Annotated in this window: 3 protein-coding genes and 1 pseudogene; 2 read left to right on the forward strand and 2 right to left on the reverse strand. The window is 61.9% G+C overall.

The genetic code is table 11. From position 1 onward, the window contains the following. Together BO1_RS60050 and BO1_RS48465 are read right to left on the reverse strand one after the other, a co-directional pair. A pseudogene (locus tag BO1_RS60050) lies at positions 1-99 on the reverse strand (class II glutamine amidotransferase); the annotation flags it as partial. An 81-nt stretch (positions 100-180) separates the two neighbouring features. Further along, the gene (locus tag BO1_RS48465; protein ID WP_028223730.1) at positions 181-858 is read right to left on the reverse strand and encodes a MarC family protein; all 678 of its coding nucleotides are present in this window, start codon (positions 856-858) and stop codon (positions 181-183) included. A gap of 295 nt (positions 859-1,153) precedes the next feature. Here BO1_RS48465 and BO1_RS48470 point away from each other — a divergent pair, with 295 nt between their 5' ends. After that, positions 1,154-1,363 (forward strand): DUF3311 domain-containing protein, encoded by a 210-nt coding sequence (locus BO1_RS48470; protein ID WP_028223731.1) that lies wholly within the window; start codon positions 1,154-1,156, stop codon positions 1,361-1,363. Then, positions 1,360-2,835: a sodium:solute symporter family protein gene (locus BO1_RS48475; RefSeq protein WP_028223732.1), complete on the forward strand. Its 1,476-nt coding sequence runs from the start codon at positions 1,360-1,362 to the stop codon at positions 2,833-2,835. The genes BO1_RS48470 and BO1_RS48475 overlap by 4 nt, the downstream gene beginning before the upstream one ends. Positions 2,836-2,928 lie beyond the last annotated feature (93 nt).

Raw genomic sequence — 2,928 nt, forward strand, 5'->3', positions numbered from 1 at the left:
CTTCGAATGCAGGCTCTGGTCGATCAGCGAATGGCGCGCGCGAAACAGCACGGTTTCGAGCGGCACAGCGTTACCGGTATAAGCGATCCAGCGGCACATGGTGACCCTCCACTTTCAACGAACCGAATTGCATCCAGCGTCAGACGAGCACGGCCGGCGAGACCCGGCTCTCGCCATCGTTCAACTACCCGCGCGCAGGCCCGCGAGCGGCGTGAGAAACCCGTCGAGGCCGGTGAGAATAATCTGCACGCCGATGCACAACAACAGGAACGACGAAATACGCATGGCCACGCGCGTGCCTTCCGCGCCCAGATAGTAGGCAAGGCGCGCGGCGCGGCTGTAGACGTAATAGATCACGATCATTACGAGCACGGAGATTGCCACCGAGGCGATACCCGAGAGCAGAAACGCCGAAAGCTTGTGCGTGCGGTTCGCGTTGAGCGCGATGGCCGTGGCAATGGAGCCGGGGCCCGTGGTCAGCGGAATCGTCAGCGGAAAAAAAGCCTTGCCGGACGCCGACTCGGCGCTGAGCGGCTTTACCGGATGATCGGCCACCGCCGGCTCGGGTTCCGGCGCGTTGAGCATCTGCCAGCCGCTCACGGCCACCGCGAGTCCGCCGCCAATACGCAGCGCCTCCATCGAAATGCCGAAGAAATGCAGGATGGGCGTGCCGACGAAAAATGCGGCAAGCAGCACGAAGCAGGCATTGGTGGCCACGCGCTTGGCGAGCAGACGCCGCTCTTCCTCGGAAAGCGACGCCGTGCGATCGAGAAAAACAAACGCAATGCCAATGGGGTTGATGATGCTGATCAGTCCGGTGAAACCGAACAGGATGTCTGAAATCAGGCTCTCGATCATGTAGGCAATCCGTTAGGCGGGCGCATTCCGATTGCGCCGCGGGGCAGCGTGAAGTGTAACCGGAGCGGCGCGCGCCGTGCCTGCTGGATGCCGGCGCCCGCGCGCAAAAAATCCGTCTTCATGACGCAGCGCACCATGTCCTCATATTAAGCAAAGGCACGCCACGAGGTGCGCACGGGTTTGCTTGCGCGGTGGCGCATCGGGATTTTTGGCAGCTTTACGGGGCGCATTCACCAGCATAGAGTGATTCGACCGGACCCGACGCGACGTTTCCCTTTTACCCAAAGGAGTTGCCATGTCACTGAGGTTGCTCGCTGCGCTACCCTTTATCGGCATCCTGCTAGGCGTGCCGTTCGTCAACCGCACCGAGCCCCTTGTGCTCGGCATGCCGCTCGTGCTGGCGTGGATTGTCATGTGGGTCGTGCTGACCGCGGCCATCATGGGCATCGTCTACAAGCTCGATCCGGCCAATCGCATCTCGCCGGATGCCGAGGTGCGATCATGAGCGCGCTCATCATCATTGCGGCGATCACCGTCGTCGCGCTCTATCTGGGCATGCGTGCGCGCCGCGGGCACGACATGAGCCTCGAGCAGTGGTCGGTGGGGGGACGCAGCTTCGGCACCGCGTTCGTGTTCCTGCTGATGGCGGGCGAGATCTACACCACCTTCACGTTCCTCGGCGGCAGCGGCTTTGCCTACGGCAAGGGCGCGCCCGTCTATTACATCCTGGCTTACGCGACGCTTGCGTACATCCTCTCGTACTGGATGCTGCCGCCCGTGTGGCGCTACGCGAAGGAGCACCGGCTCGTCTCGCAGCCGCACTTCTTCACGCGCAAGTACCAGAGCCCCGCGCTCGGCGTGCTGGTCGCCTGCGTGGGCGTGGCCGCGCTCGTGCCGTATCTCGTGCTGCAACTGAAGGGCCTTGGCATCATCGTGACGACGGCCTCGTATGGCGCGATTTCGTCGACGGCGGCGATCTGGATCGGCGCGGTGGTGGTCACGGCCTACGTGATCGTCTCGGGCGTGCGCGGCTGCGCGTGGAACTCGGTCGTCAAGGACACGATGATTCTGGCCATCGCGGTGTTTCTTGGCATTTTTTTGCCGGTTCATTACTACGGCAGTCATGCCGAGATGTTCCGCGCCATCGACGCGGCCAAGCCCGGCTTCCTCAGCTTTGCCGCGAAAGGCCAGAGCGTGACGTGGTTCCAGTCCACGGTGCTGCTCACGGCGCTGGGCTTCTTCATGTGGCCGCACACGTTCGGCTCGGTCTACACCGCGAGGGACGAACGCATTTTCCGCCGCAATGCCGCGATCCTGCCGCTCTATCAGCTGATCCTGCTGTTCGTGTTCTTCTGTGGATTCGCGGCGGTGCTCAAGGTGCCGGGACTCAAGGGCAGCGACATCGACCTGTCGCTGTTCCGGCTTTCGCTGCAGACTTTCGATCCGTGGTTTCTCGGCGTGATCGGTGCGGCGGGCGTGCTTACCGCGCTGGTGCCTGGGTCGATGATCCTTACCACGGCCTCGACGCTGCTTGCCAACGATGTCTATCGTGGCGCGCTGATGAAGAACGCCGACGATGCGCGTGTCGCGAAGCTTGCGCGGTTCTGCGTGCCGGTGATCGCGCTCGTTGCGGTGGGTTTTACGCTCAAGGGCGGCGAGACTATCGTGGCGCTGTTGCTGATGGGGTATAACTTTGTTACGCAGTTGTTTCCGGCGCTGGTGTGCAGTCTCGCTACGCGTAATCGTGTCACGAAGCAAGGGGCGTTCTGTGGGATCCTCGCGGGGGTGCTGGTGGTTGTGATTACCACGGTGCTGCATGTGAGCGTCGCGCAGTTGATTCCGTCTGCGCCTGATGCGCTCAAGGATATCAATATCGGGTTTCTTGCGCTTGGTGTGAATATTGTTGTGCTTGCGGTTGTGAGCGCCGTTACGCAGCCGCATGCGCATGCGGATCATAAGCACGCTAGCGTGCATTGAGAATTGCGGGTGGTCTTTAGCGACGATGGGCGGCGCGCTTTTGCGCCGCTTTTTTTTGTGGCGCTCGGAGTTTTGCGCGGTAACTTGTTTTCG

It is taken from the genome of Paraburkholderia oxyphila NBRC 105797, from assembly GCF_000685075.1.
Classification (GTDB): domain Bacteria; phylum Pseudomonadota; class Gammaproteobacteria; order Burkholderiales; family Burkholderiaceae; genus Paraburkholderia; species Paraburkholderia oxyphila.